The following is a 22514-nucleotide window of genomic DNA, read 5'->3' as shown; positions in this document are numbered from 1 at the left end:
GATGCGACGAGGATCGATACGCGGCCGCCGAGGCGCCCTGACGGGCGCGACGGCGGCCGTGGTCTGCCTGGGCGGTCTCCTTGCGGCGTGCGGGAGTTCCGGCGGCGGGGACGGTTATGTGGCGGTCGGCGCGGCCGGTGCCACACCCGACAGGGCGCCGGGACGCACGGTGGCGCCGACCGGTGACGTGGAGCTGGTGCCGCTGGACGGGGCCGCCTCGGATCCGCCGGGCCCGTCGGGTCCGTCGGAGGGCGGGACGGGCAGCGGCGAAGGCGGTGGCGGCGGCGACAAGTCCCCGGATGGCGGCGGCAGTTCAGGTGATGCGGGCGCCGGGGCGGGAGCAGAAGCGCGTACAGGCAGTAGCTCCGGGACAGCCGACGCATCAGGACCCGACGGGTCCGGGCAGCCGTCCACCGGCGCGGGCGGGTCCGGCGGCGGTGGGTCCGGCGGCGGCAGTTCCGGCGGTGGGGCGACGACCACGCCGTCCGCCCCCGGCACCGGCGCCCCGAGCGGGCCCGCCGCCCTGAAGGTCGGGGACCCGGAGCGCAAGGCCGCGGACAAGCGGTGGTGCGAGGACGTGACCCTGAACATGGTCAACACCGGTGGTGCCGCGGTGCGTTCGGGCACGGTGACGTTCGGGACGCACATCATCGGCGCCCTCGGCATCGACTGGGCCACCGTCGAGTCCACCCGGGACCTCCCCGTGCCGATCGACGCGGGGAAGCGGAAGAAGAAGACCTGGACGGTGTGTGTCGACGCCTGGCGGGTGCCGCTCGGCATGCACGTGGAGACGCGGGACGTCTCCGTCGAATGGAAGTGAACCGCTCTCCGGTAAAGGAAGTGAGCGGCTCCCCGGTTAAGGGGAGCGGGCGGCTCTCCGGTGAGAGCCGCAGCGACCTACTTGAGGGCCAGCCAGGCCACGCCGGCCACGATGACGACGGCGAGCACGATGCCGATGATCAGACCGGCGCCGGGTCCCGACTTCGCCGGGGCGGCCTGCTGGCGCGACTGCGAGGCCGGTTCGTCGACGAAGGCGCGGAACATCTGGGTGCTCCCCGCGGGGTCGTAGTTGCCTTCGGGGGCCGGGCCCTGGGGGTTGTGTGCCATGGGGAAGGACCCTAGCGAATACGTGCGGGCGACGCCACACCCATGCTGAGCTGCGACTTTACATGTGCAACCCCTCCCCTTTACCGGGTTTTTAGGCTTGTACACCCCTTTTCGTTTGCCTGCGGCAACCAACTGTCTCTATGGTTGCCCTAAGCAACGAACGTAGGAGGTGCCGTGGCCGAGCAGAGTCAGTACGAAGAGCTCGCCCGACAGTTCAGTGCCTTCGGTGCCGTCAAACGAGACCTCCAGCGGTCCCTGCCGCACGACTGTCCGGCCGGTTCGGCCGCGGTTCTCATGCTTCTCGGCCGGTACGGCGAGATGCGGATGAGCCGCCTGGCGGAACTGCTCGCCGTAGACATGTCCGTGACCAGCCGCCACGTGGCGCACGTCGCCGAACGCGGCTGGATCGACCGGTCGCCCGACCCCGCAGACAAGCGCTCCCGCATCCTCAGCCTCACCGAACAGGGCGTGAAGCAGATCGAGCTGCTCTCCGAGCGGTCGACCGAACTGCTCGCCTACCGGTTGAGCGACTGGTCCGACGACGAGGTCGGGCAGCTGATCGCGATGATGAGCCGGCTCCGCGACAGCTTCGGCGACTGCCGATACACGCCGCGACTCGCGCAGGCACTTCCGGATGCCACCGAAGAGACCACCCGTACACCCGCGTAAGTAAAGGAACCCCATGGCAACAACCACACCAGCAGGTGTGCGGGGCAGCCACGCCAAGCATGGAGGCGCAGCCCCCGGCGGCGCTCCGATGACGCACAAGCAGATCATGGAGGCGCTGTCCGGGCTGCTGCTCGGCATGTTCGTCGCGATCCTGTCGTCGACGATCGTCACCAACGCTCTGCCCGAGATCGTCGGCGACCTGGGCGGCGGCCAGTCCGCCTACACCTGGGTCGTCACCGCCTCGCTGCTCGCGATGACCGCGACGACCCCCCTGTGGGGCAAGCTCGCCGACATCTTCAGCAAGAAGGCGCTCGTCCAGATAGCTCTGGTCGTCTACGTGGGCGGCTCGGTCGTGGCGGGGCTCTCGCAGAGCCCGACCATGCTGATCGCCTGCCGCGTGGTGCAGGGCATCGGCGTCGGCGGTCTGTCCGCCCTCGCGCAGATCGTCATGGCCGCGATGATCTCCCCGCGTGAGCGGGGCCGTTACTCCGGCTACCTCGGTGCGACCTTCGCCGTCGCCACCGTCGGCGGCCCGCTGCTCGGCGGTGTCATCACCGACACCTCGTGGCTGGGCTGGCGCTGGTGCTTCTACGTCGGTGTGCCGTTCGCGATCATCGCGCTCATCGTTCTGCAGAAGACGCTGAAGCTCCCCGTGGTCAAGCGGGACAACGTGAAGGTCGACTGGGCCGGTGCCTTCTTCATCACCGCCGCGGTCTGCACCCTGCTCCTGTGGGTGACCTTCGCCGACGACAAGTACGACTGGATCTCCTGGCAGACCGGCGCGATGGTGGGCGGCGCCCTCGTCCTCGCGCTGATCTTCATCTTCGTGGAGACCAAGGCCGCGGAGCCGATCATCCCGCTGCGGCTCTTCCGCAACCGCACCATCACGCTCGCCTCGATCGCCTCGCTCTTCGTGGGTGTCGCGATGTTCACGGGCACCGTGTTCTTCTCGCAGTACTTCCAGCTGGCGCGCGGCAAGTCGCCGACGATGTCCGGTGTCATGACGATCCCGATGATCGGCGGCCTGTTCATCTCGTCGACCGTCGCGGGCCAGATCATCACCAAGACCGGCAAGTGGAAGGCGTGGCTGGTCTCCGGCGGCGTGCTCATCACGGCGGGCCTCGGCCTGCTCGGCACGATCCGCTACGACACCGCCTACTGGCACGTCGCGATCTACATGGCCCTCATGGGTCTCGGCATCGGCATGATGATGCAGAACCTCGTGCTCTGCACCCAGAACCAGGTCGCTCCGGAGGACATCGGTTCGGCCAGCTCCACGGTCACCTTCTTCCGCTCCCTCGGTGGTGCGATGGGTGTCTCGGCGCTCGGTTCGATCATGGCCACGCGCATCACGCACTACGTCAAGGACGGCCTCGCCGACCTCGGCCCCAAGGGCGCTGCCCTGGGCCACGGCGGCACCGGCGGCGGCGCCATCCCGGACCTCGACAAGCTCCCCGCGCCGCTGCGCACGATCATGGAGAGCTCGTACGGGCACGGCATCGCGGACGTGTTCCTGATCGCCGCTCCGATCGCGCTGCTCGCGCTCATCGCCACGCTGTTCATCAAGGAGATTCCGCTGCGTACGTCGAACTCCCAGGCTGTTCCGGCCGCCGAGTCCGAGGCTGACGTGCCTGCGGCCGCGGGTGCCGGCGCTCCCCAGGCGGAGGAGCTGGTTCCGGCCATGGCCGCTGCGGTCTCCGAGCCCACCTCGGACGGCGCGACCCAGCGTCTCCAGGCGGTCGCCACGACGGCGGGCAGCGTCCCGGCGACGGCGTCCACCGGTGGCGGCACCCCGGTCCGCGGCTTCGTCCGCGGCTCCGAGAGCGCCCCGGTCCCGCGGGCCGCGGTCACGCTGATCTCGCTCGGCGGACGCCAGCTGGGCCGCGCGGTCTCCCAGGGCGACGGCGCCTACGGCCTCGACGCCCCCGGCGCGGGTTCGTACGTCCTGATCGCCTCGGCCGACGGCTACCAGCCGCAGGCCTCCACGGTCGTCGTCGGCGAGGAGCCGGTCGCGTACGACATCCTGCTCAGCGGCACCAGCGGCCTGAGCGGCGTCGTGAAGTCCGTGGACAGCAAGCTGCCGGTTCCCGGCGCCATGGTCATCGTGACCGACGTCCGCGGTGACGTCCTCGCCACCGGACTCTCCGGCGAGCAGGGCGAGTTCACCTTCGCCGAGCTGGTCCCGGGTGCGGTGACCGTGGCGGTCACCGCGGCAGGTCACCGTCCGCTCGCGCTGCCCGTCGAGGTCGGCGGCACCGGGGTCACCCGGGTCGAGATCGGGCTGCACTCCGGTGCGCAGGTCGCCGGTGTGGTCCGGGCCGCGGGCGGTCCGCTGAACGACGCGCGGGTGACGCTCGTCGACGCGGCGGGCAACGTGGTCGCCACGGCGACGACCGGTCACGACGGCGCGTACGCCTTCACCGACCTGGACAGCGGCGAGTACACGGTCATCGCGACCGGCTACCCGCCGGTGGCCACCGGTCTGACGGTCAACGGCGGCGGCGCCGAGGGCCACGACATCACGCTCGCCCACCCCGGCGAGTGACGACCCCGGGCCGGGGCGCGCTTCGAGCGGAGACGCGCCCCGCCCGGTAGTGGGAAAAGGACCCCGGAACCGGTGGCGGCACTACGGCAGGGGACGGCCGGCCGCCACCGGACCGGGGTCCGGCCCGTTTACGGGCCATCGACCAAGGGGCCTCAGCCATCAATTGAGGGCCCAGCGGCGGGCGACCACGTCCGCGAGAGCGGCGCCGGTATTCGGCGCAAGGGAGAAGCATGGGACTGAGCGCGCGGATCCGTACCAGGGACGGATGGGCTCTGCCGCACGCCGTCGTGACGGTGACCGACATGACGGGTGCGCAGGTGCTGCGGGCCGAGGCCGACGACGAGGGGGCCGTGCACGACGCGGTGACCCTGACCCCGGGCCCGTACGTGGTGATCGTGACGGCGGTCGGTTACGCGCCGACGGCGTCCACGGCGATGGTGACGGCGAGCGGCCGAGCCGACGTCGGCTCGGTGGTCCTCGCCCGGCAGGGCGGCGCGGAACTGCCGCCGCCCGGACCATGGACGATCGACCCGGTGCACTCCTCGGTGGGCGCGGTCGCACAGCACCTCGGCATCTCGAGCGTGCACGGCCGGTTCACGGAGTTCGGCGGCCGGATCGAGATCGCCCAGGACGTGGAGAAGTCGCGGGTGGAGGCGGTCATCAAGGCGTCCTCCATCGACACGGGCAACGGCATGCGGGACGGGCACCTGAAGACGCCCGACTTCCTGGACGTCGAGACGTTTCCGGAGATCACGTTCCGCTCGACCGGCCTGGAGCCGGCCGGGTCCGACCGCTGGACGGTGCACGGCGAGCTGACGCTGCACGGCGTCGTACGGCCCGTGGACCTGAACCTCAGCTACCTCGGCACGGGCGCGGACCCGTGGGGCGGCACCCGGGCGGCGTTCCGGGCGACGACCGAGCTGAAGCGCGAGGACTTCGCGATGAACTACAACCAGGTCGTCCAGGCGGGCATCTCCGCGATCGGCACGACGCTGAAGGTGGAGCTCGACATCCAGGCCGTGCAGGGGGACGCGCTGCCGCAGGTTTGAGCACAGTCGAAGCCGTAGGGTGCTGGACATGGCACCCAGCATCGCGACCAACACCCGTGTCTCCCTGGACGAGTTGCTCGACTTCGTCCGCCCGCGCCACCGCGCGCTCCTGCTGACGGCCCGCGCCGACGGAACCCCGCAGGCCTCCCCCCTGACCTGCGGGGTCGACGACTCCGGGCGGATCGTCGTCTCCACCTATCCGGAACGCGCCAAGACCCGTAACGCCAAGCGGAATCCGCGGGTGAGCGTGGTCGTCCTGAGCGACGACTGGAACGGCCCGTGGGTACAGATCGACGGCACCGCGGAGGTCATCGACTCACCCGAGTCGGTCGAGCCGCTGGTCGAGTACTTCCGCAACATCTCGGGCGAACACCCGGACTGGGACGAGTACCGGGCGGCGATGCTCAAGCAGGGCAAGTCCATCATCCGGATCACGCCCGAGCGGTGGGGGCCCGTGGCGACCGGCGGATTCCCGGCATCTCTCGCCCCGAGCGAGTAACGGCCGACGGACGGAGTCCGACGCAGCGCCCCGAAGCCTGCGAAGCAGTGCGAGGGACGCAGAAAAAAGGGGCCCGGGCGGCGATGCTCAAGCAGGGCAAGTCCATCATCCGGATCACGCCCGAGCGGTGGGGGCCCGTGGCGACCGGCGGATTCCCGGCGCACTCGGCCTGACACACGCTCTAGCGCGGGGGCTGGCGCTGGGCCGTGACCATCGTGTCGATGCCGGCCACCAGCAGGTCGAGCGCCACCTGGAAGTCGGCCTCGCGGATGTCCTCCACCTTGTGGCCCTCGGTGCCCGCCATCAGCGCCCGCGCGTTCTCGTAGTCCTCGGCCATCTCCGGGGCCAGCTCGCCGAAGGCGCCCATCGCGTGGTGGTAGTACTCGTCCTGGCTCATCCCGGCGTCCGCGCAGCGCTGTACGAAGTGGCCCTCGATGGTCCCGTACCCGTACACGAACTGGAAGACGGCGGCGATCGCGCCCCGCTGGCCCTGCAGGTTGAGGCCGGTGTCCTCGATGATGCGCTGCACCTGGCGCGAGAACGCCAGCGAGTGCGGGCCGATGTTGAGGAAGTGGCCCGTGAGCGGGGAGGTCCAGGGGTGGCGCACCAGGCTCGCGCGGTACACCCCGGCGAGCTGCCTCAGCGGGGTGCGCCAGTCGCCGCCCGGCGCCGCGGGCTCGGGCAGTTCCATCTCGCCGAAGACGCGGTCGAGGGCCAGCTCCAGGAGGTCGTCCTTGGTGTCGACGTACCAGTAGACGGACATCGCGGTCACGCCGAGCTCGGCCGCGAGGCGCCGCATCGAGAACTTGGCGAGGCCCTCGGCGTCGAGGAGTTTCACGGTGGCCGCGGTGATCCGCTCCCGGTCGAGCGTGCTGGGTGCCTCGCTCCTGCGGGTACGGGGCGTCTTGCCCTCCAGCCAGACGCTCGTCCGCGCCGGACGCTCCGCACGGTCGGCAGCCTTCGCCATGGCGCACCTTCCCAAAGTCCTCGTACCGGCCCGGTTCCGGCAGCGGACCGGAATGGCCCGGTCCGCCACCACCGATGCTAAGTGCAGCTACGCCGCGGCCTTCACCGCTGAGTCTGCCCGCTCCGCCCTCCTGAGCAACGCCGCGGCGAGGAGGCCGCCCACGAGCACGGCGACCGCGCCGACCAGCTGGCTGGTCTCCAGGCCCGAGGCGAACGCGTCGGCGATCCGCTCCCGCTCCGCCCCCGACTTCGCCGCGGCGAGCGCCGCCGGGAGCGAGGCCGCGGAGACGGATACGAGCGCGGCGAACCGGGAGTTCAGCACGGCGCCGAGGACGGCCACACCGAGACCGTTGCCGAACTCGGCGAGCGTGCCGTTGACTCCGGCACCGACGCCCGCCTTCTCCGGCGGGATCGCGCTCATGATGGCGTTCGCCATGGCGGGCATGGCGACGGAGATGCCCGCGCCCATCACGACGAGGCCGAGCAGCATGCCCCCGTACGAGTCCCCGCCGAGCAGGGCGATCGCGGCGAGGCCGGCCGCGAGGCACGACATGCCGGTGGCGATGGTCGCGGGGGTGCCGAGCTTCGGCAGGATGCGCGCGCCGACGCCGGTGAGGTTGAGGACGACGACCGTCAGGGCCATGGGCGCCGTGCGCAGACCGGCCTCCAGGGCCCCGTAGCCGAGCACGAACTGGAGGTGCTGGGTGAGCAGGAAGAGCGAGCCGCCCATGCCGAAGGCGACCAGGATCGCGCCGGCGACGGCCCCGGTGAACTGCTGGTTGCGGAAGAAGTGCATGTCCAGCATCGGGTACGGGATCCGCAGCTCCCACACGACGAACGCGGCCAGGACCACGAGGCCGACCAGCGCGGAGAAGCCGACGTGCGCGGACGTCCAGCCGTGCTGCGGACCGGAGATGATCGCGTAGACCACGCCCGTCATACCGACCGTGGACAGGAGCGCGCCGACCAGGTCGGGGCGGTCGCCGAGCGGGTTCTTGGACTCGGGAACGAGCGCGAGGACCGCGATCAGGCCGATCACCGCGACCGGGATGTTGATCAGGAAGATCGCGCCCCACCAGAAGTGGTCGAGCATGACGCCGCCGATGAGCGGGCCCGCGGCGAAGCCGAGGGAGTTCACGGTGGCCCACAGGCCGATCGCCCTGACGCGCTCCGTGTCGTCGAAGATCTGCACGACGACGGCGAGCGTGGTGGTCATCAGAAGCGCGCCGCCGACACCCATGCCGGCGCGCGCGGCGATCAACTGCCCGGTGGACTGGGCGAGTCCGGCGACCAGCGATCCGGCGCCGAACAGGACGAGCCCGGCCGCGAGCATCTTCTTGCGTCCGTAGCGGTCGGCCGAGCTGCCCGCGGTGAGCAGGAGACCCGACTGGACCAGCGAGTAGGCGTTGATCATCCACTGGATGTCGGAGGTCGAGGCGTCCAGCTCCCGGGTGAGGGAGGGGATCGCCACGTTCAGGACGGTGTTGTCGAGCAGCACGGTGAGCTGGGCGAGACAGATGACGCCGAGGATCAGCCAGCGCTGCGGATGGCCGCCGCCGGTGGCGGCCGTTGAGTTCTCGGCGGTCGTCGCCGTCATGTTCAGACTCCCCTATACGGTGTACGTCGAGTGACGTTGTACACCGTATAGCCGTCCCCGTGCGGCGGCCAAGTCACTTTTCGGCACCGGACACCCGCTAGCGTTCTCCCGCCTGAAACCTGACGAGTGAGGGGCCGGATGTCCAAGCACCGCCGCACACCGCAAGTTCTGCTCGCCGCCGGACTGCTGGGGGGACTCGCCGCCGCGCCGCAAGCGCAGGCCGCCGGGGGGCCACCGCCCGTCCCGCTGCGCATCGCCACGTACAACATCCACGCCGGTTCCGGCATGGACAACGTCTTCGATCTCGACCGCCAGGAGGCGGCGCTGCGCGCCCTGCACGCCGACGTCATCGGGCTCCAGGAGGTCGACGTCCACTGGGACGCGCGCAGCCAGAACCGGGATCTCGCCGAAGAGCTGGCGGACCGGCTCGGGATGCAGGTGTCGTTCGCGCCGATCTACAGCCTCGACCCGGTCGAGGAGGGAGGGCCGCGCCGCGAGTACGGGGTCGCGATCCTGTCCCGGTATCCGGTCCGGGGCGCCGTCAACCATGAGATCACCCGCCTGTCGACGCAGAACCCGAACCCGGTCCCGGCGCCCGCCCCCGGCTTCGGGGAGGTCGAGCTGAAGGTGCGCGGGGTGCCGGTCCAGGTCTTCGTGACGCACCTCGACTACCGGCCCGACCCGTCGGTACGGGCCGCGCAGGTCGCCGACACCCGAAGGATCATGGCCGGGGAACGTACGTCGCCCAAGGACCGCCAGATCCTGCTCGGCGACTTCAACGCGGAGCCGGGCGCCCCCGAACTCGCCCCGCTGTGGAAGGAGCTGACACCGGCCGACCCGGGGGCGTACACCTTCCCGGCGGCGGATCCGGTCAAGCGGATCGACTACGTCGCGGTGGGCGAGGGCGTCCGGGTACGCGACGCGGCGGTGGCCGAGACTCTCGCCTCGGACCACCGCCCGGTTGTCGCCGATCTGTCGCTGAACAGGAGTTAGGGCCTGTCGCTGAACAGGAGTTAGGGCAGGCCTAGGACTTCGGCTGCGTCAGGTCGTAGAAGGTCGCGCTGCCCACGGTGACCTTCGTGTAGTTCTTCTCGACCCAGGACTGGATCTTGGAGGCGGAGCCGCTGCCGCCGCCCATCCCGCCCATGCCGCCACCGATGAAGTAGTGGATCTTCCCGTCCTCGACGTAGCTCTTGAACTGGGCGAGCGTCGGGGACGGGTCACTTCCGTTGAAGCCGCCGATCGCCATGACGGGCTTGCCGGTGGAGAGCTGGTAGCTCGCCGCGTTCTGCGAGCCGATGGCCGCGGCGGCCCAGGTGTAGTCGTCCGCGTTCTTCTCGACGAGGGCCTTGGCCTTCGCGCTGACCTGGGCGCCGTTGAGGAGCCCGCCCATTCCACCGCCGCCCGTGCCACCGCGTTCGCCCATGCCGGCGCCGCCGGGCATGGTGCCGGTGCCGCCCTGCTGCTTGCCGTTGCCTGTGCCCTGGTTCTGACCCTGGCCCTGGTTCTGACCCTGGCCGGGCATGCCGCCGGTCGGGGGCTGGCCCATGCCGCCACCCTGCTGACCCTGCCCGCCCTGGCCGGGCTGCTGACCCTGGGCGTTCTGCTGGCCCTGGCCCGGCGGCTGCATCCCGCCGCCGCGCATGCCGCCTTCGCCGCCACCGGGGCCGCCGCCCCGGCCGCCCATCATGCTCGCCCCCGCAGGACCGGCCGTCACAATCGACCCGCTGTGCCCGGTGTCGAGCGTGCTGATGGTGTACGCGGTCGGCCCGGCCAGCGCGGCCACAAGGCCCACCCCGGCGGCGCCGAGCGCCAGTTGACGGTTCAGCCGGCCCGCGACGGCGATGCCGAGGCCCGCCGCGACGCCGCCGACGAGGATCACCCAGCGCAGCCACGGCACATAGTCGGGCGTCCGGTTCAGCAGGACGTACGACCACACGGCCGTCACCGCCACCGTGACGCCGAGCGCGGCGGACGCCGTGAACCTGGCCCGCTCCTCCCACAGCACGCTCGCGCCCATGCCGACGAGCGCGGCGGCGTAGGGGGCGAGGGCCACCGTGTAGTACTGGTGGAAGATCCCGGCCATGAAGCTGAAGACGACCATGGTCATCACCAGCGAGCCGCCCCACGCGAGGAACGCGGCGCGTGCCGTGTCGGTGCGCCGCGCCTTCCAGGTGACGACGACACCGGCGACGAGCAGCAGCAGCGCGGCCGGCAGGAGCCAGGAGATCTGGCTGCCGATCTCGGAGTTGAACATCCGGTCGATGCCGGTCTCGCCCCACTGGCTGCCGCCGCCGCCCATGCCGCCACCGCCGCCGCCGACGCTGCCGGTCTCCTCGCCGTTGATCCGGCCGAGCCCGTTGTAGCCGAAGGTCAGCTCGAGGAACGAGTTGTTCTGGGAGCCGCCGATGTACGGGCGCGAGGACGCGGGCCACAGCTCCACGACCGCGACCCACCAGCCGCCCGCGACGACCATCGCGAGCCCGGAGAGCAGCAGCTGCCCGATCCGCTTGAGCGGCCTGCCCGGCGCGAACACCGCGTACAGGACGGCCAGCGGCGGCAGGATCAGGAACGCCTGGAGGGTCTTCGCGAGGAACGCGAGGCCGACGGCGACACCCGCCCACACCAGCCACTTCGTCCGGCCGTTCTCCATGCCGCGCAGGACGCAGTAGACCGTGACGGTCATCAGGAGCGCCAGCAGGGCGTCCGGGTTGTTGAAGCGGAACATCAGGGCGGCGACGGGCGTGAGCGCGAACGCCGCCACGGTGAGCAGCCCGGCCGCCGCGCTGAACCGGCGCCGCACGGCCGCGTACAGGACGCCCGCCGTCGCCACGCCCATCAGGACCTGCGGGACGAGGATCGCCCAGGAGCTGAGGCCGAAGATCCGCACCGAGAGCGCCATCGGCCACAGCGACGCCGGGGGCTTGTCGACGGTGATGGCGTTGGCCGAGTCGAGCGACCCGAAGAACATCGCCTTCCAGCTCTGGCTCCCGGCCTGCACGGCCGCCGAGTAGAAGGAGTTGGCGTAACCGGAGGCGCTCAGGTTCCACAGGTAGGCGAGCGCCACGACGAGCAGCAGGCCGAGGAACGCGGGGCGCGCCCAGCGCGGGTCGTCGGACCGGCCGCGCCAGATCCGGGTGAGCGGGGGCTGCTTGGGGTGGCCGTGGCCCTGGCCCTGAACGGCCGGTGCGGCCGGGGGCGGTGGCAGCGCGGGTGCGTCGGCGGGGAGGTGGGGCAGGGTCATCGTCCGGTCCTCAGTTCGTGGTCGTACGTAGGTCGGGAGGCGTCCGGCGCACCGGGTACGGCACCGGGTACGGGCAGCGGCGCAGCGGCGGGCGGCTCGGGGAACACCCAGGCGCGGAAGAGCAGGAAGCGCAGCACCGTCGCCGCGAGGTTGGCGGCGACGAGCACCGCGAGTTCCGTGGAGTGCGCCGGGTCCGCGGAGGCGGCGCCGAGCGCGGCGAGCGAGCCGCTGGTCAGGGCGAGCCCGATCGCGAACACGACGAGGCCCTGCGCCTGGTGGCGGACGGCCCGGTCCCGGCCGCGGACGCCGAAGGTGAGACGCCGGTTGGCGGCCGTGTTGGCGACGGCCGAGACGAGCAGGGCCAGCGCGTTGGCGACCTGCGACCCCGTGAACGTACGGAATCCGGAGTAGAGCAGCAGATAGACGAGGGTCGACAGGGCGCCGACGACGCAGAAGCCGACCAGCTGCCGGGCCAGTCCCCGGGGCACGCCCGGGACCTGGCGGTCGCGCGGGTCGTCGCCGAAGGGGCGGGCGAGCCGATCGAGGGGGAGCGCGCCGACCGCGAGCGCCCGGCCCACGCGCCACACGCCCTTGAGGTCGTCGGTGGCCGTCTTCACGATGTGCACCGTCGAGTCCGGGTCGTCGACCCAGTCGACCGGCACCTCGTGGATACGCAGCCCGGCCCGCTCGGCGAGGACGAGCATCTCGGTGTCGAAGAACCAGCCGCTGTCCTCGACGAGCGGCAGCAGGACCCGCGCCACATCGCGCCGGATCGCCTTGAAGCCGCACTGGGCGTCGGAGAAGCGGGCCTGGAGGGAGCCGCGCAGGATCAGGTTGTAGGCGCGGGAGATGAACTCGCGCTTCGGCCCGCGCACGACGCGTGAACTGCGCGCGAGGCGCGAGCCGATCGCCAGGTCCGAGTGGCCCGAGATGAGCGGGGCGACCAGCGGGAGCAGGGCGTTGAGGTCGGTGGACAGGTCGACGTCCATGTAGGCGAGGACGGGTGCGTCGGACGCGGACCAGACGGTGCGCAGGGCGCGCCCGCGGCCCTTCTGCTCCAGGCGGGCGTTGCGCACCTCGGGGAGCGCGGCCGCCAGGGAGGCGGCGACGTCCGGGGTCGCGTCGGTGGACGCGTTGTCCGCGATCGTGATGCGGAAGCGGTAGGGGAAGGTCCCGACGAGGTGCCGGTGCAGCCTGCGCACGCAGGGGCCGAGGTCTCGCTCCTCGTTGTAGACCGGGATCACTACGTCCAGAACCGGTGCATCGCCCACGCCGGCCGGGAGGTGCTCCCGTGCCGGCAGCACCCCCAGGGAGGGGTCGGTGCCCGGAGAAGAGTCGGTTCGCATGACACCGACATTCGCCAACTGCCCTGTCAGACCGGTGTGGTGAGACTGTGGCCCGCCTGTGAGTGCGTGACGGGTTCGGCACACGCCGGCAGATGGACGGTGAACACGGTCCGGCCGGGCACGCTGTCGACGGTCACGGCGCCGCCGTGCGCGGCCGCGACGGCCTGCACGATGGCTAGGCCGAGACCGGTCGAGCCGTGGGCCCGGGAGCGGGAGGTGTCGCCGCGCGCGAACCGTTCGAAGACGTGCGGGAGCAGCTCGGGCGGTATGCCGGGGCCGTTGTCCTGGACGTCCAGGCAGACCCACGGCCCGTTCCGGTGCACGCGGGCGGTCACGGTGGTGCCCGGCGGCGTGTGGGTACGGGCGTTGGCCAGGAGGTTCACGAGCACCTGATGGATGCGCTGCCCGTCGGCGAGCACGAGAGCGGGGTCGTCCGGCAGTTCGAGCCGCCACGCGTGGTCCTGGCCGGCCGCGCGGGCATCGCTCAGCGCGTCCACGACCAGCGGCGACAGGTCGGTCGCCTCGTACGACAGGGGGCGGCCGGAGTCGAGCCGCGCGAGCAGCAGCAGGTCCTCGACGAGCCCGGTCATGCGGTGCGCCTCGGACTCGATACGGCCGAGCGCGTGCCGGGTGTCGGGCCCGGTCTCCTCACGGCCGCGCCGGGTGAGCTCGGCGTAGCCGCGGATCGAGGCGAGGGGCGTACGCAGCTCATGGCTGGCGTCCGCGACGAACTGGCGCACGCGCGTCTCGCTCTGCTGGCGGGCCTCCAGCGCTCCGTTCACATGGTCGAGCATGCGGTTGAGGGCGGCGCCGACCTGGCCTACCTCGGTGCGCGGGTCGGCCTCGGTGTCGGGGACCCGTTCGTGGAGGGCCACTTCGCCGCTGTGCAGGGGGAGTTCGGAGACACGGGTCGCGGTGGACGCGACGCGCCGCAGGGGCCGCAGGGCTACGCCGACCATGGCGGCGCCGGCGAGCGACGCGGCGACGAGACCGGCCGCGGTGACGCTGACCTCGACGACGACGAGGGTGCTGAGGGTGTCCTGCACCTCGGTCTCGGGCAGGCCGACCATGGTGTTTCCGCCCGGCTTCGAGGAGATCCGGTAGTCGCCGAGCCCGGGCACGCTGACGCTGTACGTCTCCCCGTCCTGCGGCACGTTCTCCAGCGCGGTGATCTGCGCGTCCGTCAGCGGGACGATCGGCTTGTCCCGGTCGGCGACACTCTTCGCGGCCTCGGTGACGCTTCCGTCCGACCCGACGAGGGCGCCAATGGTGCCGGGCCTGCTGGGACCGCCGAGAAAGCTCAGGTTCTGCGCCTGTCGCTCCGGACCGGGACCGCCCGTGGACTGGACGACGGCGCCGCGCACCTGCTTGTCGAGCTGGTCGTACAGATAGGTGTGCAGCGCGATCGTGGTCACCGTTCCGATGACCGCGCACACCAGGGCGATCAGCGCGACAGCCGTGATGACGAGCCGCTTGCGCAGGCTGCGCGGCTGCCGCCGCCCGCTCATGACGCGACGGGCACAGCGGGCTTGATGAGATATCCGGCGCCGCGCCGCGTGTGGATCATCGGCTCGCGCCCGGCGTCGATCTTCCGGCGCAGGTACGAGATGTACAGCTCCACGACGTTGGCCTGGCCGCCGAAGTCGTAACTCCAGACGCGGTCCAGTATCTGCGCCTTGCTCAGGACCCGGCGCGGGTTGCGCATCAGGTAGCGAAGCAGCTCGAACTCGGTGGCGGTCAGATGGATGCCGTCCCCGCCTCGCGACACCTCGTGACTGTCCTCGTCGAGCGTCAGGTCACCCACGACGAGCACGGACTCGCTGCGCCGGTCGGTCGCTCCCGAGCGGCGGATGAGCCCGCGCAGCCGGGCGACGACCTCCTCCAGGCTGAAGGGCTTGGTCACATAGTCGTCGCCGCCGGCCGTGAGCCCGGCGATCCGGTCCTCGACGGCGTCCTTCGCGGTCAGGAACAGCACCGGCACGTCCTGGTGCTCGCGCCGCAGCCGGCCGAGCACGGACAGGCCGTCCATGTCGGGCAGCATCATGTCGAGCACGATGGCGTCGGGCCGGAACTCGCGCGCGGTCTGCACCGCGCCCATCCCGTCCGCGGCGCTGCGGATCTGCCAGCCCTCGTAGCGCAGGGCCATGGAGAGCAGCTCGGTGATCGACTGTTCGTCGTCCACGACGAGAACCCGGACGGGGCTCCCGTCCGGCCTCAGCAGTTCGGTACGCCCCTGGGGCGAGGTCGCGGTCATGTTCCACACCTTGCGCGCCCGCTCTGAGAACCGGCTTTCGACAACCTGTGAATTCCCTGAGAAACGCACAGCGGTCTCATAGGAGCGTCAGTCCAAGGGGTTACGCCAAGGGGTCAAGGCCGAACAGCCGTGCCCCGTTCCCGTGACACACGGCCCGCAGCCACTCCTCCCCGAGACCGAGCCGCTCCAGGGCCTCCAGCTGGTGGACATAGGGGTACGGAATGTTCGGGAAGTCGGTGCCGAGCAGGATCCGGTCACCGAGATCGGCTAGCCGGGCCAGCTCGCCGCGGGGGAACGCGGCAAACCGTTCACTGAAATCGGTGAACGCCATCGTCGTGTCGAGGCGCACCTCCCCGTACCGCTCGGCCAGGTCGAGGAAGTCCGTGTACTCGGGCATCCCCATGTGGGCCACGATCACCGGGAGCCGCGGATGCCGGGCGAGCAGCCGGGCGACCGGCTCGGGCCCGGTGTGCTTGCCGGGGGCGGGCCCCGAGCCGCAGTGCATGACCACGGGGATACGGGCCTCGGCGAGCATCCCCCACACGGGGTCGAGCAGTTCGTCGTTCGGGTCGTACGCCCCGACCTGCACATGCGCCTTGAAGACGCGCGTGCCCGCCTCGACGGCCTCGCGCACGTACCGGTCGACGCCCGGCTCGGGGAAGAACGTCGACGTGTGCAGACAGCCGGGGGTCCGGCGCGCGAAGTCGACGGCCCACCCGTTGAGCCACTCGGCCATGCCCGCCTTGTGCGGATAGAGCATGGACGTGAAGGCCCGCACCTCGAACTCCCGCAGCCGCGCGAGCCGTTGCTCCTCTTCCTCCCGGTATGCGATGGGCCAGGCCATCCCGGTCAGCGGCCCCGCCGCGTCGAAGTACTCCCACACCTTCTTCAGGACCCGCTCGGGCATGAAGTGCGTGTGCACGTCGACGATCCCGGCCAGGCCGTGCCGCTCCCGGAACCGGGCGACCCGCTCCGCCTCGCCGCCGCCCGCCGTGTTGGTGTCCGCACCGCCCTCCGCGCCGCTCTCCGCGTTACTCTCCACGCTGTTCGCCGCGCCACTCTCCGCGTTACTCTCCGCGCTCAAATCCGTGACTCCGTTCCACCTTGGCGACATGGAGCGAGTAGCTCTCGTACCACTCGGCGCGGCCGCGCCGCTGGGCCTCCCGGTGCTCCCCGTTCCCGGCCCACTCCTTGAGCCCTTCCTCGTGCCGGAAGTAGGCGACGGTGATCCTCAGCCCGCTCTCCGAGGCCGCGAAATCCTCCCCCAGGAACCCGGGTATCTCCCTGACCAGCTCCGACATCCGCTCGGCGGTCGCCCCGTATCCGTTGTCCCCGGGCGTGCGCACCGAGGTGAACACGGCCGCGTAGTAAGGCGGTTCGAAGACGGGCACGGGCCGGACGGTACTGGCAGGACCGGCACCGCCCTCCTGTCCGACAGGCGCTACTCCGTGATCACTCATGTCCCTCACGATGCGGCCCGGCGACGGACGGTGTCCACCCCCATTGCCCTACGGGAAGCGAGACTTGACCATTCGGTCGACGAAGCCTGCCGCCCCTCCCCGCCTGGCTGGAGAACGGAACGGCCGATGCCGCTCAGAACAGCCCACCCTGCAGCGCGGACGCCTCTTTCACCGGTTTCACCGGCACGGAGGACACCACGTCCGCCGCCGCTCTCTCCGCCTTCCCCAGCGCCTCGAGCTGCCACCCGCCGAGCAGCCGGGTGTCGACCACGAGCCGCCGCCCTTCCCCAAGCTCTCGGCTTCGCTCGACCAGGGGAGACCCCATTCGCTCCACGAGATGCAGATCCGGCCCCGCGGCGGCGACCAGCGTCCCCACGACCACCCCGCCCTCGACCAGCTCGCTCACGACGACCCCCACGCCCCCGAGCCGCCCAACCTCTGCCGCGCCCTCTGTCCCGCTCCCTGTTCCGGTCCCTGTCCCGCTCCCTGTTCCGGTCCCTGTCCCGCTCCCTGTTCCGGTCCCTGTCCCGCTCCCTGTTCCGGTCCCTGTCCCGCTCCCTGTTCCGGTCCCGGTTCCGGCCCCTGTTCCGCCCTCGATCCCGAAGACCTCCGCGTGATCGACCACCTCGCACGGAAGCCGCTCCAGCGACTCGGGCCACCCGGCGAGCGCGACGGCAGTGGCATGCGCCGTCGCCAGCTCCGCGGCCCGCTCACCGGCCGGGGGCAGCGCCGCCCGTACGGCCCGCTTCTGCGCGTACGGAATCCGGTCCGGAACGCCGAGCGCGCTGCGCAGCAGCTCCTCCGCCCGCCGCGCCGCCATGAGCGGCCCGCGCCCCAACCACGTGAACGCGACGGCCCCTTGTTCGAGGAGCCGGGCGGAACCGCGCCCGACCCCGGTGATCCCCACCTTCACCATCCCGCTCCCGAACCAGGCGAGATACACGTGGTACGGCCTCGGGTCGTCCGCCATCGTGTCCGCGGCGACGGAGTGCGCCCGGTCGATCCCGGCACACTCGGCACACTGTGCGCGCGTCCCCCGCCCGGACAGCACCGCCCCCGCCGGACACGGCGTACGCCGCCCGCCCCGCCACACCCCGAGACATCTGCGCGCGCCCACGGCCCGGAAAGCCAGCACGTCCCCGAAGGCGAGGGGACTCTCGCGCTCCCCCTTCCCCTCCCCGTACCACCCCAGCGCGGGCCCGCCCCCGACCCGCCACCGCACCCCGGTGCACCACCACGTCATGCTCAGGACGCTACTCCCGGGCACTGACATCGCCAGGGGCCGCGGTACGTTCCTGCTGTTCGGGGACGTGATCAGGGGTGGGGACCGTGGCAGCGCCGGGCTTCTTCCTCATCGCGTTGCCGTGCCTCGCGATCGCCGCCTTCACGGGCTTCGCCGCCTGCCGGGCCCAGCGCCGGAGGGCGTTCAAGGCCCTGGCCGCCGTACTCCTGACCGCCGGCCTGACCTGCGCACTCATACCGATCGGGATCATCGTCCGGTTCCTGACGCTCTAGCTCCAGCTCTAGCCGGAGCGGAAGCGCATCGGAAACCATGAAGCATGCGACCGGATGACTGGCACCTCACCGAAGACGTCCACGACTTTCTCGCCCGAGCCGGAGACTTCCTGCGCTCACGCCCCGCCCTGCACACCACACCGCTGACAACGACCGAGAAACTGCGAACGCTCGGCACGGAGGCATACAGGGCCGATGCCCCCGTCTTCGGCTCCCTGGAGCGAGCGGGCGAGGTCCGTGCCATCTTCTACCGCCGCACCCAGCACGGCCCCCTGAGCCTCACCCCCGTCACGCCCGCGGACGCCGACGCCCTCGCCGCCCGTCTGGCCGGCCTCGGCCTCGTCCTGCCCCTCGTGAGCGCGGCCCACGACACCGCCACCGCCTTCGCCGAGGCCTGGCAGCGGCACACGGGCGCGACGCCCACACTCAGCACACGGATCCGTCTGTACCGCCTCGGCACGCTCACCCCACCGGAGCCGGTCCCGGCGGGCCGGGGCCGACGCGTGGGCGAACAGGACCGCGAGCAACTCTTCCGCTGGCACCGCGAGTTCGCCGCCGACGTCAGGGAAGACGTCACCATCGACGCCGACACCTGGGCCGACACCCGCTTCGGAGACAAGCACTACACGTTCTGGGAGACCCCGGACGGCACCCCTGTCTCCATGGCGGGCATGACCTCGCTGGTCGGCGGCATGATCCGGGTGGACCCCGTCTACACCCCGGCCCACGTCCGCGGTCGCGGCTACGCGGGCGCGGTGACGGTCGAGGTGAGCCGAGCCGCCCTGGCCGAAGGCGCCAAGGAGGTCGCGCTCTACGCAGACCCGGCCAACTCCACCAGCAACGCCCTTTACCGAAGAATCGGCTACGTCCCACTCACCGATTTTGCCGTGTACGACTTCGCACGCTGACGGCGGCACGGCCGACGTCCCGGCACACCGTCACGACGTGAACTGATCCGTCGCTGTCCTCGTCGCTACCGCTTTCGTGCCCGCCGCTTCTCGCCCCAGCGCCCCGCGACCCTTATGGCCGTGTTGGCAACGGCGGCGGTAAGCGCGGAGCCGATCCAGCCCATCGGCCTGTCGTGCATGACCATGGTCCCGAACCGGAGGACGAACGTGAGCAGCACCCAGGATGCCGCCCAGTCCTCGACAGCCTGCCGATCAGGGCGCCGGATCCTCATGCGCCGCAGGCTAGGGGTTCGTGATGCCGGGTTGCCAGAGCCCGTCATGACGTAAGGCGAAGACGACGCCTATGGGCGTCGAGCGATCGGAGTGTGCCCGCCGCAACTGCAGCCCGAATTCGCCGTCTGAAGCTGGTCTTCGTCCGTCTGGCTGGTGCAGCAGCCGTCGCCGCTCCCGTCGGCCTGGGCGCTCTTGCCGAGGGTGCCGGCGTCGGCCTTGACGACGTACACCTCCCAGGGCTCCTGCCCAGGGCCGCGGACCCAGACCTTGTCCTGGAGGGCGTAGCAGCAGGAGGTGTCGTTCTCCTCGAACGTTGCCAGGCCGGCGTCCTTCAGCCGCCCAGTTGCGGCGGTGACCTGGTCGGTGGTCTCGACCTCGACACCGAGGTGGTCGAGCCGGGTTTCCTGGCCGGGCTCGCCCTCGATGAGGACGAGCTTCAACGGGGGTTCGGTGATGGCGAAGTTGGCGTACCCCTCGCGCCGCTTGGCCGGTTCGGTGCCGAACAGCTTCGAGTAGAAGGTGATCGACGCCTCCAGATCACTGACACGCAGGGCGAGCTGAGCGCGGGACATGGCGAGACTCCCATCCGCTTGCATTGATATCTGTCGATGCAACACTGCGCGCTGAATCGAAGATTGTCAACATAGAAGTATGTCGAAGCAAGAGCTTCTTGTGGTGTTGGGGCAGACCGACGAAGCCGACGCATGCTGCCCGGGGGCTGCTGACCGCCCCCTGGATGAGGATCAAGCCGTTGAGCTGGCCAAAGTCTCCAAGGCCCTCGGCGACCCGGCGCCCCGGTGCGCCTGCGCCTGCGCCTGCTGTCCATGATCGCTTCACAGGCGGGCGGGGAGGCCTTCCGGCAAACCCCTGCCGGACCACTCGACGACGACCGGTGCCGCCTCGCGAGTGCACCCGTGACGGCCGGACTCGGTGGCGTCGGCAGACCGACTGGCGTTCTGGGCTGTGATGCCCCGTTGAGGTACGACGCCGACCGCCGCTGTTCGCACCTGTTGGTGTCAGGTGTTGGTGTCAACCGATCAAGCTTCCCTTGACAGTTCGGCTCATCGCCGCCTGCCAACTCATGGTCGTCACCGTGGGGAGCCATGGGCCGAATCTGCTCGGCTCTGCCTGGGTCGATGGTGGACGGGATGGGAGCTCCCACGCTCGCCACGATGCGCCCGCGGCCGGGAACGGCGCCCCTCCGTCCCTCCCGCCGCGTCATCCAGGCTTCCCGTGATGCCCGGCGCGCCAGCCTGCGTGTGATCCCGCTGCGGAACACCCGGCACACGTGCAGCTCGCTCCTGGTCGCCCTGAAGGTGCACCCGAAGGTGGCGATGGGGCGCGTATGACCCCGCGGCTAAACCCCGAGCGCTCGTCGGACGGCCGTGAGCCGGACCCTGGACTCGGCGATCCAGTCGGGCTTGAGGTCGAGAGGCACGCGGACACAGATCTGTGTGCTGGGCGCGTCGTGAACCTCGACCACGTACGGGTCATCGGCCACGAACGTGAGGTACGCGGCGCGTCCCTCTCTCGGCCAGTTCCCGGCGAACACATCGTCCTCATCCTGCTCGGTGTCCGCGTCGTCGTCCTCGACCGCATCCAGGAGGTCGCCCCACTCGCCGATGTCGTCGGCGTCGAAGTCCGTCCGCACCGTGGCGTTCACGAAGTCGCTGCGGATGACGATCTCGGCGTCGTAATAGCCGGGCTGCGTCGACAGCACACGTACGACGACGCTCTGCGTCCCGTCGTCCAAGCGGATCAACTCAAGCGGCTCGGCGCTCTCGGTCACGGCTCCCCCTCCGGCTGACACGGTTTCTGTACTTCGCTGCTGTACTTCGCTGCTGTACGGGCAAACGCAAGAGGCCCCCGGATCTCTCCGGGGGCCTCTCATCTATGTGCACTCGGCAGGATTCGAACCTGCAACCTTCTGATCCGTAGTCAGATGCTCTATCCGTTAAGCTACGAGTGCTTGTTCTGTTTTTGCCTCGGTCCCGGCCCCTTCGACCCGTTCCCGGCGACAGGAAGAACATTACATGACTGCCGCCGTCATGTGAAATCCGTTTGCCGCACCCCTTGTGAGCTGGGCAAACACCGTCTTGCGGGTCCGAAACGCCGAAGCCCCGGTCCATCAGGACCGGGGCTTCGGATCTTGGAGCGGAGGCGGAGGGATTTGAACCCTCGATGGGCTTTAAGGCCCAAACCGCATTAGCAGTGCGGCGCCATAGACCGGACTAGGCGACGCCTCCAGCACTACCCCCCGCGCGAGCGCGAGTGGTGCGTCCAGATGATGACACAGCATCGCGCCGTGTCACCAATTGGCCCCCACGGTACTAGGCGTCCAGGGCGGAGAGCAAAGCCCTTCTGTTCGTCCTCGTGTCCCGGGGCCCACCGCAACATCGCGGGCCGCCCGGCGTTAGACGCGGTGGAGCCGCTCGGGACGGTGCGGTTCCTCAGTCTTCTTCTTCTCACTCATTCGTGGAGCCCCCTCATGTTGCTGCGCCACATCGCCCTCACCGCCGCATCCGCCGCCGCGCTCTGCGCGGTCCCCGCCGCCGCCCACGCCGACACGGGACCGCTCGGCCTCCCCCAGTTGTTCGCCAAGCCCGCCGCCCAGGACCAGCTACGGGTCACCGTCACCGACACGGGTGACGGAAGGGACGGGACGTACGAGCTGGAGTGCGGGCCCTCGGGCGGTACCCATCCGGAACCCGCGAACGCGTGCGCGCGGCTCGACGAGCTGTCGGCGAACGGCCGCGACCCGTTCGCGCCGCCCTCGCCGGACGCCCAGTGCACGATGCAGTACGGAGGCCCCGCGACGGCCCGCGTCACCGGAACGTGGCACGGCCGGCCCGTCGACGCGACCTACAAGAGGACCAACGGCTGTGAGATCTCGCGGTGGCAGGGGCTCGTTCCCGTGCTGCCCGCGACCGGTCGGTGAACGAGGGCGGGCCATTGTGTGGGGAACGTGCCAAGGTGCGGCGCGGCTCCGGACACCCTGTGACCAGGCATATGCCCGCGCATGCCCCGCCGTCACGCGGCCGGGTGGGGCCACGCACCGACGCATCTTCATTCCACGGGCACA

At 70.8% G+C, this 22514-nt stretch carries 22 protein-coding genes, 2 tRNA genes and 3 pseudogenes; 12 read left to right on the top strand and 15 right to left on the bottom strand.

Annotated elements, in window-relative coordinates; genetic code table 11:
- Position 1 precedes the first annotated feature (1 nt).
- Complete coding sequence (locus OHA58_RS18405) at positions 2-820, top strand: hypothetical protein (protein WP_405479991.1); 819 nt, start codon at positions 2-4, stop codon at positions 818-820.
- 77 nt (positions 821-897) lie between these two features.
- Here the strand turns inward: OHA58_RS18405 and OHA58_RS18400 are convergent, their stop codons facing one another.
- The gene (locus OHA58_RS18400; protein ID WP_116512176.1) at positions 898-1107 is read right to left on the bottom strand and encodes a hypothetical protein; all 210 of its coding nucleotides are present in this window, start codon (positions 1105-1107) and stop codon (positions 898-900) included.
- 174 nt (positions 1108-1281) lie between these two features.
- On the opposite strand from OHA58_RS18400, the gene OHA58_RS18395 reads away from it, so the two are divergent.
- From OHA58_RS18395 to OHA58_RS18375, 5 genes and pseudogenes are all read left to right on the top strand, one after another.
- Positions 1282-1776: a MarR family winged helix-turn-helix transcriptional regulator gene (locus tag OHA58_RS18395; RefSeq protein ID WP_405479989.1), complete on the top strand. Its 495-nt coding sequence runs from the start codon at positions 1282-1284 to the stop codon at positions 1774-1776.
- 13 nt (positions 1777-1789) lie between these two features.
- Positions 1790-4321, top strand: a complete 2532-nt coding sequence (locus OHA58_RS18390; protein WP_405479987.1) for an MFS transporter — start codon at positions 1790-1792, stop codon at positions 4319-4321.
- A 230-nt stretch (positions 4322-4551) separates the two neighbouring features.
- Positions 4552-5370 (top strand): YceI family protein, encoded by an 819-nt coding sequence (locus OHA58_RS18385; RefSeq protein WP_405479985.1) that lies wholly within the window; start codon positions 4552-4554, stop codon positions 5368-5370.
- Between the two features lie 28 nt (positions 5371-5398).
- Entirely contained in the window at positions 5399-5869 is a 471-nt protein-coding gene (locus OHA58_RS18380) for a PPOX class F420-dependent oxidoreductase (protein WP_405479983.1), read from the top strand.
- 74 nt (positions 5870-5943) lie between these two features.
- Positions 5944-6042: pseudogene (locus OHA58_RS18375) on the top strand (PPOX class F420-dependent oxidoreductase); the annotation flags it as partial.
- Positions 6043-6050: 8 nt separating this feature from the next.
- On the opposite strand, the gene OHA58_RS18370 reads toward OHA58_RS18375, so the two are convergent.
- Together OHA58_RS18370 and OHA58_RS18365 are read right to left on the bottom strand one after the other, a co-directional pair.
- On the bottom strand, positions 6051-6836 hold the full coding sequence (locus tag OHA58_RS18370) for a TetR/AcrR family transcriptional regulator (RefSeq protein WP_405479981.1): 786 nt from the start codon (positions 6834-6836) through the stop codon (positions 6051-6053).
- Between the two features lie 87 nt (positions 6837-6923).
- A complete protein-coding gene (locus OHA58_RS18365) occupies positions 6924-8432 on the bottom strand; it encodes an MFS transporter (RefSeq protein ID WP_405479979.1) in 1509 nt (502 codons plus the stop codon).
- Between the two features lie 138 nt (positions 8433-8570).
- Here OHA58_RS18365 and OHA58_RS18360 point away from each other — a divergent pair, with 138 nt between their 5' ends.
- On the top strand, positions 8571-9425 hold the full coding sequence (locus tag OHA58_RS18360; RefSeq protein ID WP_405479977.1) for an endonuclease/exonuclease/phosphatase family protein: 855 nt from the start codon (positions 8571-8573) through the stop codon (positions 9423-9425).
- Positions 9426-9456: 31 nt separating this feature from the next.
- On the opposite strand, the gene OHA58_RS18355 is transcribed toward OHA58_RS18360, so the two are convergent.
- The 7 genes and pseudogenes from OHA58_RS18355 to OHA58_RS18325 all read right to left on the bottom strand — a co-directional run.
- Positions 9457-11676: an ArnT family glycosyltransferase gene (locus OHA58_RS18355; protein WP_405479975.1), complete on the bottom strand. Its 2220-nt coding sequence runs from the start codon at positions 11674-11676 to the stop codon at positions 9457-9459.
- Positions 11673-13022: a glycosyltransferase gene (locus OHA58_RS18350; RefSeq protein ID WP_405479973.1), complete on the bottom strand. Its 1350-nt coding sequence runs from the start codon at positions 13020-13022 to the stop codon at positions 11673-11675. Before OHA58_RS18350 ends, OHA58_RS18355 begins: the two co-directional genes overlap by 4 nt.
- 26 nt (positions 13023-13048) lie before the next feature.
- Positions 13049-14530, bottom strand: coding sequence for an ATP-binding protein (locus OHA58_RS18345; RefSeq protein WP_405479971.1), 1482 nt, complete (start codon positions 14528-14530; stop codon positions 13049-13051).
- Positions 14527-15276, bottom strand: coding sequence for a response regulator transcription factor (locus OHA58_RS18340; protein WP_227295892.1), 750 nt, complete (start codon positions 15274-15276; stop codon positions 14527-14529). Before OHA58_RS18340 ends, OHA58_RS18345 begins: the two co-directional genes overlap by 4 nt.
- Positions 15277-15376: 100 nt before the next feature.
- On the bottom strand, positions 15377-16216 hold the full coding sequence (locus OHA58_RS18335) for an amidohydrolase family protein (RefSeq protein ID WP_266934418.1): 840 nt from the start codon (positions 16214-16216) through the stop codon (positions 15377-15379).
- 127 nt (positions 16217-16343) lie between these two features.
- Positions 16344-16667: an antibiotic biosynthesis monooxygenase family protein gene (locus OHA58_RS18330; protein ID WP_405479969.1), complete on the bottom strand. Its 324-nt coding sequence runs from the start codon at positions 16665-16667 to the stop codon at positions 16344-16346.
- A gap of 646 nt (positions 16668-17313) precedes the next feature.
- Positions 17314-17979, bottom strand: a pseudogene (locus OHA58_RS18325) (DUF2797 domain-containing protein); the annotation flags it as partial.
- A gap of 86 nt (positions 17980-18065) precedes the next feature.
- Here OHA58_RS18325 and OHA58_RS18320 point away from each other — a divergent pair.
- Together OHA58_RS18320 and OHA58_RS18315 are read left to right on the top strand one after the other, a co-directional pair.
- A complete protein-coding gene (locus OHA58_RS18320) occupies positions 18066-18251 on the top strand; it encodes a hypothetical protein (protein ID WP_405479967.1) in 186 nt (61 codons plus the stop codon).
- 44 nt (positions 18252-18295) lie between these two features.
- A complete protein-coding gene (locus OHA58_RS18315; RefSeq protein WP_405479965.1) occupies positions 18296-19159 on the top strand; it encodes a GNAT family N-acetyltransferase in 864 nt (287 codons plus the stop codon).
- A gap of 65 nt (positions 19160-19224) precedes the next feature.
- On the opposite strand, the gene OHA58_RS18310 is transcribed toward OHA58_RS18315, so the two are convergent.
- Both OHA58_RS18310 and OHA58_RS18305 read right to left on the bottom strand, forming a co-directional pair.
- Positions 19225-19431 (bottom strand): hypothetical protein, encoded by a 207-nt coding sequence (locus tag OHA58_RS18310; protein WP_405479963.1) that lies wholly within the window; start codon positions 19429-19431, stop codon positions 19225-19227.
- Positions 19432-19500: 69 nt separating this feature from the next.
- Positions 19501-20004: an ArsI/CadI family heavy metal resistance metalloenzyme gene (locus OHA58_RS18305; RefSeq protein ID WP_405479961.1), complete on the bottom strand. Its 504-nt coding sequence runs from the start codon at positions 20002-20004 to the stop codon at positions 19501-19503.
- Positions 20005-20083: 79 nt separating this feature from the next.
- On the opposite strand from OHA58_RS18305, the pseudogene OHA58_RS18300 reads away from it, so the two are divergent.
- Both OHA58_RS18300 and OHA58_RS18295 read left to right on the top strand, forming a co-directional pair.
- Positions 20084-20283: pseudogene (locus tag OHA58_RS18300) on the top strand (transcriptional regulator); the annotation flags it as partial.
- A 297-nt stretch (positions 20284-20580) separates the two neighbouring features.
- Positions 20581-20781 (top strand): hypothetical protein, encoded by a 201-nt coding sequence (locus OHA58_RS18295; RefSeq protein ID WP_405485431.1) that lies wholly within the window; start codon positions 20581-20583, stop codon positions 20779-20781.
- An 8-nt stretch (positions 20782-20789) separates the two neighbouring features.
- Here OHA58_RS18295 and OHA58_RS18290 read toward each other — a convergent pair whose 3' ends face one another.
- The 3 genes from OHA58_RS18290 to OHA58_RS18280 form a co-directional block, all read right to left on the bottom strand.
- Positions 20790-21221 carry a DUF5959 family protein gene (locus OHA58_RS18290; protein ID WP_405479959.1) on the bottom strand — a complete coding sequence of 144 codons (432 nt, stop codon included), beginning with the start codon at positions 21219-21221 and terminating at the stop codon, positions 20790-20792.
- Positions 21222-21328: 107 nt separating this feature from the next.
- Positions 21329-21401 (bottom strand) — tRNA-Arg (locus tag OHA58_RS18285).
- 186 nt (positions 21402-21587) lie between these two features.
- A tRNA-Ser gene (locus tag OHA58_RS18280) sits at positions 21588-21678 on the bottom strand.
- Between the two features lie 242 nt (positions 21679-21920).
- On the opposite strand from OHA58_RS18280, the gene OHA58_RS18275 reads away from it, so the two are divergent.
- A complete protein-coding gene (locus OHA58_RS18275) occupies positions 21921-22370 on the top strand; it encodes an SSI family serine proteinase inhibitor (protein WP_405479957.1) in 450 nt (149 codons plus the stop codon).
- Positions 22371-22514 lie beyond the last annotated feature (144 nt).

Source organism: Streptomyces sp. NBC_00009 (assembly GCF_045040855.1).
In the GTDB taxonomy this organism is placed as follows: Bacteria; Actinomycetota; Actinomycetes; order Streptomycetales; family Streptomycetaceae; genus Streptomyces; species Streptomyces aureus.
This window is presented reverse-complemented; position numbering and strand designations above follow the sequence as displayed.